Below are 7,267 nucleotides of genomic sequence, written 5' to 3' on the forward strand. Positions count from 1 at the left end.
CTGAAGCAAGCGACTCTGGAGTTGATGACGACTCCCCAGCAGCCAGGACACACGGCTCAACAAGTCGAAGCTGCGAATGATGCTGCCCGAGAAGCCATCGCAAAGACACCAAACACTGCAGATCCGCTGCTGGCTCCCAACTATCCGGCGATCGCGGGACAGCGGCTGTTCGGCTTTGGCTGGGATATCGATACGGACTATTCCAAGCCGCGGGGCCTGATCTTTCCCATCGGTAGCTTTGGCGCCACAGGCTTTACCGGTACCTCGATGTGGCTGGACCCAGGCTCAGATACCTACGTGATTCTGCTGGCGAACTCAATCCTGGTGCGAGGCAGTCCACCGATCTCGAGGCTGCGAGGCGACGTGGCTACGGCGGCAGCCCAGGCCTTGCGTCTCTAAATTGAAAAGTCGCTCTGAGGCGGGCAATTCGCCTACTGATTCGGCTTCAGCCCGCCTCGGCTGCGCGCTCCGAATCGTCAGTGCTATGCCCGCGCCACTTCCGGAATCCGCTGCGCGCGGCGAATGCGCCGACGATCGCGGTCACACACCACACCGCGATCGCCGTGTATGCCAACACCGGCGATCGGTTCCCGATCGAGGCGCCCAGCGCGGTGTAGACGAAAGCCCGCGGTACCGAACCGATGAACGCGCCAACGGCCATCTGCCACAACGGAACTCCGAACGCCCCGAACGCATACGACGCCAGCGCATCCGATAGTCCGGGAATGAAGCGCTGACCGACCACCGCCCACAGCCCGCGTCGTTCGATCAGCGCGTCGATGCGGTCGGCACGTTCGGTTCCCAGCAGCGCCCGCGCGCTGTCCCGGCCAGCTCGACGGCCGACCAGGCTCGCGACGACCGCGGTGCCCACCGTCGCGCCCAGTGTCACCAAGACGCCCAGCACCGGGCCGAAGAGCAGCCCGCTGCTGGCGGCCAGGATCGGGCCGGGCACGAAGATCGCGCCGAGGACCGCCGACACCACGATGTAGGTCAGCGGCGCCGCCGGCCCAGTTGCCTTGACGGTGCGCCGCACGTCCTCGATGTCGACAACGTGCCGCACGGCCAGCAGATAGAACAGCGCGACCAAGAACGCGGCGAACACGGCGAGCCGCACGATGTGGCGTCGTCGCGATGTCGATGCCGAACCCTCGTCGTCGACCATGGTGACCGCGATTCTTCCGTACGGCCGGTTCACGTAGGGTCACATGGCGTGAGAACCGATGACGACAGCTGGGAGATCACCGAGAGTGTCGGCGCGACGGCGCTCGGCGTGGCGGCGGCGCGCGCGGCCGAAACCGAGAGCGACAATCCGCTGATCAGCGATCCGTTCGCGCGGGTCTTCCTCGACACGGTCGGCGACGGAGTGTGGGACTGGTTCGGGGCTCCTGAGCTGCCCGCCGAGGTCGTCGAAGCCGAACCCGCGCTGCCAGTGCGGATGAAGTCGATGGTCAGCTATTTCGCTTCGCGGACTTTGTTTTTCGACACGTTCTTCCTCGACGCCACCCGCGCGGGCATCCGTCAGGTGGTGATCCTGGCGGCCGGCCTGGACGCGCGGTCCTGGCGGTTGCCGTGGCCCGACGGGGTGACAGTCTTCGAGCTCGACCAGCCCAGGGTGTTGGACTTCAAAGTCTCGACGTTGCACGAGCACGGGGCCGACCCGACCTGCCATTGGGTCGGCGTCCCGGTCGACCTCCGCCAAGACTGGCCGAAGGCATTGCAGCAGGCCGGTTTTGATACGTCGGCGCCGAGCGTATGGTCAGCCGAAGGACTGTTGATGTATCTGCCGGCGACGGCCCAGGAGTTGCTGTTCGACCGCATCGAGGGGCTCACCGCCACCGGCAGCAGGGTCGGCATCGAGGCGCTGTCGCCTGACTTCGCCGATCCCGAGGCCGCCGCGCTGCGGCGTGAGCGCATGGGCCGGGTCCGGGCGTTGATGGCCAAGGCCGACCCGCAGCGCGAGATCCCGCAAACCGACGAGCTGTGGTACTTCGAGGAACGCGAAGACGTCGGCGATTGGTGGCGTCGTCACGGCTGGCAGGTGACGGTGACGCCGTCGGACGAGCTGATGACCGGCTACGGCCGCAAACCTCCGCAGGAGATCCAAGACAACATCCCGCCGTATCTGTTCGTGTCGGCGCAAAAATAATCAGCTATCCGGACGTAGCCGGACCATCCGCGTCGTCGAACTCTCGTCAAGCTCAACCAGATCAGCGCGAGACCGCAGGAAGTCACTGAAAGACTTGAATCCCAACGACTTTTCGCTGAACGACGGGTCCATCCGCTTCATCTGCGCCTTGACCGCGGAGTTGTGCAGCCAGTCGGCGTCGTCTTTCTCCAGCCCGATCCGCATCGCGCGGGTCAGCAGATCAGTAGCCGCTTTCTGCGGGTCGGGCGGTGGTGGCTCGTCGGCGTCGGCGGCCTTGGCGCGGGTGGCGCGCTTCCTGGGTGCGGCGTCGCTGGGTGCCGGTTCGGGCACCGGAACTCCGGGCAGCGCGTCGTAGACGACGAAGTCGTCGCACGCCGCCGCCAGCGCCCGGCTCGACGAGCCGGCCACCCCGACGCCGACCACATAGCGGCCAAGCCGCTTACAGCGCTGCGCCAGCGGGATGTAGTCGGAGTCGCCGGCCGCGATCACCACATGGGTCAGATCGGGCAGCCGGAACATGTCCTCGACCGTGTCGACGGCCAGTCGGATATCGGCTCCGTTCTTGCCGTAGGCCGCGGCCGGGAACAGCTGCACCAGATCGACCGCCCGAGCCACCAGCTGTTCGCGGTAGCCGGTGTTGACCTCGGCCGACCAGTCCGCGTACGCGCGGGTGAGCACCAAGGTGCCGAACGACGAGGCGAAGTCGATGATGGCGCCGAGATCGACGGTGGCCTGCGCCAACCGGTCCGGATGCTTGTCCAGGCCCTTGGCCTTGTCCTTCTGGAACGAGCCGCGGCCATGCACCTGGTCGTAGCGGGAGATCACGATGTTGTCGAAGTCGAGGTAGACCGCTACACGGCCCTCGCCGGGATCTGCCATAACCCCCAGTGTCGACCATCGGCACCCGACTTGGGGCATGATCGCCAACGGAGGCTAAGGAGGAAGGCGCATGATCGAAGTATTGCCGGATATGCCGAACGGAGTGACCGGCGTTCGCGTGTCAGGCCGACTGCGAGGTGATGAGCTGCGCGAGGTCAAGCCCACCATCGAGGAAATGCTGCAAACCGACGAGATCAGGATCGTTGAAGTCATCGCGCCCGACTACGAGGGCTTCGGGCCCGGCGGGTTGTTCGAGGATCTAAAGCTGGGCTTCGGCACTGTCTTGCCGCATCACTCGGCCTTCAAAAGAATTGCGGTTGTGTCCGATAAGCCGTGGGTCGCTCATACCGTGCATGCGCTGGCGTGGATGATTCCCGGCGACCTCGCCGTCTTCAAGCTCGACGAGCTTGAGCGAGCCAAAGAGTGGGCCGCCGGCTAGAGCAGCTCTACTTCTGCAGCCAGAGTTCGATCCCAATATCGATGAGCCGAATTTCCCTGCTCCGGAATGGAATATCTGCCACCATCTGCTCGAGTTGCGCTCGCGTGTACGCCCGTTTCAGCAGCATGAACCGAAATGCGGCGAGGCTCATCCAGCGCTCGACCGTGCCCAGCCCGACCCCGCGGAAGTAGTCGCTGATTTCGGACATCGTCGCGTCCTTGCGCAAGTCCAGCACCAGCGCGGTGCCGCCGGGGCGCAGTACCCGGTGCATCTCTTCAAGCGCCTTGTGCGGCTCGGAAAAATTCTTGAACGCCGCACTGCATGCCAGCAGGTCGAAGCTCTCGTCGGCGAACGGCATCGCCGACGCATTGCCTTGGCGGAAGTCGACCTGGACGCCCGCCTCGGTGGCATTTCTGTGCGCCAGCTCCACCATCGTCCGGCTGACGTCGAGCCCCGTCACGCGATACGCCCCACCCTTGGCCATTTCAATCGCGAGGTAGCCGGGGCCCGGCGCCACTTCCAGCATGTCGCCGCCCTGCGGCAATACGGTGCGCAGCTGCGCGGCCAGGGCCCGGAAACGCGCTGCGTCCTTGCGGGTGCTCTTGTCATACCAGCGGGCGATGGCGCCCTCCATTCCAAGTCCCCGGTACCCTTTGATCGTTGCGGCCGTCATGCTAGGGTCCCTTCCCTCAGTCAGCGAGTATCTTATTTAGTAAGGTACCTAGAGAATAGGCGGATCGAAGTCGATGTCAAGCCCCGACCGCGCCCAGTTGCACGACGACGTGATCCGCTGCCTGCGGCAGTTCATCGCGGGAAGCATTCTTTACAACCAGCAGGTTGCCGACCGAGTGGGCTTGCGCCTCAGCGATATGCAGTGCATCAACGTGCTCGAGCTCATGGGACCGTCGACGCCCGGCGAGCTGGCCCGCTCCACCGGGCTGACCACGGGCGGCGTAACAGTGATGCTCGACCGGCTGGCGAGAGGCGGCTATCTAAAGCGGGAGCCAAACCCGCGGGATCGCCGCAGCGTTCTGGTGCATTTGAATCCCACGAAGGTCAAGAAGATGCAGGCCTTCTATGGGGAGGTCAACCAGCGCATGGCGGCCCTGCTCGATGAGACTCCGCAACGTGAACTGCGCTCGGTCGTGAAGCTGTTGACCAAAATGAACGAGTCTCGGGCGGAAGAACCGGTCAACAATCGAAAATGATTGGGACACTCAGTGGTCCACGGATTGCCGGGGTATCGCGCCAGGTCACCGCGTCGGCCAGTCTGGGTCTGCGCGCCAGGATCTTGCGCAGCGCTACGGTAATTTCTAGCCGGGCTAGTGCCGCTCCGAGGCAATAGTGGGCGCCATAACCAAACGTCAAGGGCGCGGGACCGGAGCGACCCAATCGGAACTGCCCGGGGTTGTCGAAGACGGCTGGATCGCGATTGGCGGCGGCGACGACCACTAGTGCCTGCTGGCCGGCGGCAATTTCGACGCCGCCGATGAGCTGATCCTGGGTCGCCGTTCGGGCGGTTGCCTGCACCGGCCCGTCGAGCCTTAGCAGTTCGTTGAGCAATGACGGGTCGGCCAGGTCCAGATCGTCGATTAACCGGGAGCCGTCCGCGCTCGGCTGCAGGAGCCGAACGATCCCTGCGCCCAACAGATTCGCGGTGGTCTCGTGGCCCGCAACGGCGATCAGGATCGCGGTGATGACGACGTCGTCGAGCTCCAACTCTGCGTCGGCGGCGATGAAGCTAAGCAGGTCCTCGCCGGGGTGCGCCCTACGGTCAGCGGCTACCGATAAGAACTCGGCGATCAAAGTCACGAATGCGGCTGCGCCGGCGTCGATTTCCTCGGAGCCGGCCAATGCGCCGAGCATTCGGATAATCGCCGGCGACTCCGCACGCAGTAATTCGGCGTTGTCGGGATCTAGGCCCAACCACTCGGCCGCCACGGTCAGCGGAATCGGCAGCGCGATCTCGGCCATGAAGTCGAATGGCGTGCCTTCGGTCGGATAGTCGATCACTTCTTCGGCGATGGTCTGGACACCATCGGTGAGGCCGTCGATGAACGAGGGTGTGAACACGTCACGGACCGAGTCGCGCAGTCGCCGGTGGTTGGCTCCGTCGGTGAGCAGCATGGACCGATCGACCATATCCGCACCCAGGGGATCGATCGCGGCACGCGTATTCGGGTTGACCCGGGGATCACTGGTCCATCCCGGCTCGCCCAGCACTTGTCGGGCCGCGTGATGGCCGAGAACCAGCCAGGCCTCTGCGGAGTCGTCCCACACGACGTCGCCGTCGCGACGGCGCCTTTCATAAAACGGGTAGGGATCTGCGGGATCCCACGGAAGCCGGGGAGCCGCGGTGCTTTTAGGTGTGCTCATGATGCTCCAGTCCGAAAGGCAGGCCGCGTTGGCGCGCCCACGCGATATGCTGCTTACCCAGCGGCGTGATCGGCTCAGCTACCCCGTCAAGGTCGTCGATGATCGAGCGAGCGTGCAGAGTGGCGTGCAGCTGCGCGCAGATTGCATTGATGTTCAGGTTGATCCGCCCGAAGACCACGAAATCGCCGGGAATCAACATGCGACGAAGCAGATGCTCTGGCGAGCGGATATCGATCACGCCCCGGACGACCCGTGCTGGAGCGTCTCGCGTGTACGTGACCGGCTGCGGTGCACCCCACTCATGCATCAAATCGGCGTACCATTTCCAAGCCTCATCGACAGTAATTGCGGAATCGGCTGCCACGATGCCGCTTTCGACCAAGCGATCGTGGAGATCGCTCGTCCGCCCTTCGATGAAGGCACGCAACTGCTCGACAAAGCTGCGACGCGGCTGCTCGGGCAGCACTTTCACACAGCCGAAGTCAACAAAACCAACATGGCCGTCCAACCCGAACCGGTAGTTGCCGGGATGCGGATCCGCATGGACCAGATTCGCATGCCGGAACGCGCTAGCGGCGAAGCGCCATATCACTTCGGACCACGTGTTCTTCAGGTCCTGGTCGGCCTGTTGCGCGGCCGCCCAATCCAACCCATCCAGATACGTCATGGTCAGCACCCGATCACCACTTGCCTCCAAAATGACCTCCGGAACGCGGATGAAGGGATGGTCGGGTAGAGATCGCTGAAAGCGGTGATGTTCGCAGCTTCGTGGCGGTAGTCGACTTCTTCCGATATGCGCGCCGCGATTTCGCGGGTTGCCGCTCGCGTATCGGGCATCGCGCTACCGGACACCGATGTCGCGAAGCGGAAAAATGTGGTCAGCAGTTCACTGTTAGCCAGGTCGCCGCGGATCGCCTCGGCAACGCCCGGATACTGGATCTTCACCGCGACCTGGCGACCGTCATGCAGGACGGCACGGTGAACCTGTCCGATAGATGCCGCCGCCATTGGCTCGTCGGTGAATTCGGCGAACACCTCTGCGACCGGTCGGAGGAGATCGGCTTCCAGCACGTCCTTCGCCAGCTGTGCGTCCATGGGTGGTGCATCGGCCTGCAGCCGGGTCAACGCTTTCTGGTAAGGCGAGAGCTCGCCATTGCCAACAGAATTGGTGTCGACCATCGCGAACATCTGCGCGGCTTTCATCAGCACGCCCTTGGAGTGGCCCAGCAATTCGGCATACCGTTGCGCGGTGCGCTCGTGAAAGCGGTCCAGCGCGCCGGCATCGCTGGTCCTCTCCCGCATGCCCGCCACCATCCGCCCGCCCGCCGCACGCGCGGTGAATCCGGCTAACGGCATCGTGCGGCGAATCCGGCCCCGCGGCACTGCATCGTTTCCAAGCGGGCTCATCGGGGATCCAGTCCAAAGGG

7 protein-coding genes and 2 pseudogenes are annotated in these 7,267 nt (G+C 64.3%); 4 read left to right on the forward strand and 5 right to left on the reverse strand.

Going from position 1 to position 7,267, the window contains the following annotated elements; genetic code table 11:
* A pseudogene (locus WAN71_RS10540) lies at nucleotides 1-399 on the forward strand (serine hydrolase); the annotation flags it as partial.
* Between the two features lie 46 nt (nucleotides 400-445).
* Here the strand turns inward: WAN71_RS10540 and WAN71_RS10545 are convergent.
* A complete protein-coding gene (locus WAN71_RS10545; protein WP_422225282.1) occupies nucleotides 446-1,162 on the reverse strand; it encodes a TVP38/TMEM64 family protein in 717 nt (238 codons plus the stop codon).
* 48 nt (nucleotides 1,163-1,210) lie between these two features.
* On the opposite strand from WAN71_RS10545, the gene WAN71_RS10550 reads away from it, so the two are divergent.
* Entirely contained in the window at nucleotides 1,211-2,146 is a 936-nt protein-coding gene (locus WAN71_RS10550; RefSeq protein WP_422225276.1) for a class I SAM-dependent methyltransferase, read from the forward strand.
* On the opposite strand, the gene WAN71_RS10555 is transcribed toward WAN71_RS10550, so the two are convergent.
* Complete coding sequence (locus WAN71_RS10555; RefSeq protein WP_422225277.1) at nucleotides 2,147-3,025, reverse strand: NYN domain-containing protein; 879 nt, start codon at nucleotides 3,023-3,025, stop codon at nucleotides 2,147-2,149.
* 70 nt (nucleotides 3,026-3,095) lie between these two features.
* Here WAN71_RS10555 and WAN71_RS10560 point away from each other — a divergent pair, with 70 nt between their 5' ends.
* Nucleotides 3,096-3,464, forward strand: a complete 369-nt coding sequence (locus WAN71_RS10560; RefSeq protein ID WP_422225278.1) for an STAS/SEC14 domain-containing protein — start codon at nucleotides 3,096-3,098, stop codon at nucleotides 3,462-3,464.
* 7 nt (nucleotides 3,465-3,471) lie between these two features.
* Here the strand turns inward: WAN71_RS10560 and WAN71_RS10565 are convergent, their stop codons facing one another.
* Nucleotides 3,472-4,137 (reverse strand): class I SAM-dependent methyltransferase, encoded by a 666-nt coding sequence (locus WAN71_RS10565; protein ID WP_422225279.1) that lies wholly within the window; start codon nucleotides 4,135-4,137, stop codon nucleotides 3,472-3,474.
* A gap of 73 nt (nucleotides 4,138-4,210) precedes the next feature.
* Between WAN71_RS10565 and WAN71_RS10570 the strand changes: the two genes are divergently transcribed.
* Nucleotides 4,211-4,672 carry a MarR family winged helix-turn-helix transcriptional regulator gene (locus WAN71_RS10570; protein WP_422225280.1) on the forward strand — a complete coding sequence of 154 codons (462 nt, stop codon included), beginning with the start codon at nucleotides 4,211-4,213 and terminating at the stop codon, nucleotides 4,670-4,672.
* On the opposite strand, the gene WAN71_RS10575 is transcribed toward WAN71_RS10570, so the two are convergent.
* Both WAN71_RS10575 and WAN71_RS10580 read right to left on the reverse strand, forming a co-directional pair.
* Nucleotides 4,656-5,840, reverse strand: a complete 1,185-nt coding sequence (locus WAN71_RS10575) for a cytochrome P450 (protein WP_422225281.1) — start codon at nucleotides 5,838-5,840, stop codon at nucleotides 4,656-4,658. The genes WAN71_RS10570 and WAN71_RS10575 overlap by 17 nt on opposite strands.
* Nucleotides 5,827-7,247 (reverse strand): annotated as a pseudogene (locus WAN71_RS10580) (ABC1 kinase family protein). The gene WAN71_RS10575 and the pseudogene WAN71_RS10580 overlap by 14 nt, the downstream one beginning before the upstream one ends.
* Nucleotides 7,248-7,267: the final 20 nt, after the last annotated feature.

The organism is Mycobacterium sp. (assembly GCF_049280035.1).
GTDB lineage: Bacteria > Actinomycetota > Actinomycetes > Mycobacteriales > Mycobacteriaceae > Mycobacterium.

What these genes read in the sequence shown, in the direction of transcription:
- WAN71_RS10555 (WP_422225277.1), bottom strand. Translation starts at nt 3,025, where the DNA reads ATGGCAGATCCCGGCGAGGGCCGTGTAGCGGTCTACCTCGACTTCGAC.
- WAN71_RS10575 (WP_422225281.1), bottom strand. Translation starts at nt 5,840, where the DNA reads ATGAGCACACCTAAAAGCACCGCGGCTCCCCGGCTTCCGTGGGATCCC.
- WAN71_RS10545 (WP_422225282.1), bottom strand. Translation starts at nt 1,162, where the DNA reads ATGGTCGACGACGAGGGTTCGGCATCGACATCGCGACGACGCCACATC.
- WAN71_RS10565 (WP_422225279.1), bottom strand. Translation starts at nt 4,137, where the DNA reads ATGACGGCCGCAACGATCAAAGGGTACCGGGGACTTGGAATGGAGGGC.
- WAN71_RS10560 (WP_422225278.1), top strand. Translation starts at nt 3,096, where the DNA reads ATGATCGAAGTATTGCCGGATATGCCGAACGGAGTGACCGGCGTTCGC.
- WAN71_RS10570 (WP_422225280.1), top strand. Translation starts at nt 4,211, where the DNA reads ATGTCAAGCCCCGACCGCGCCCAGTTGCACGACGACGTGATCCGCTGC.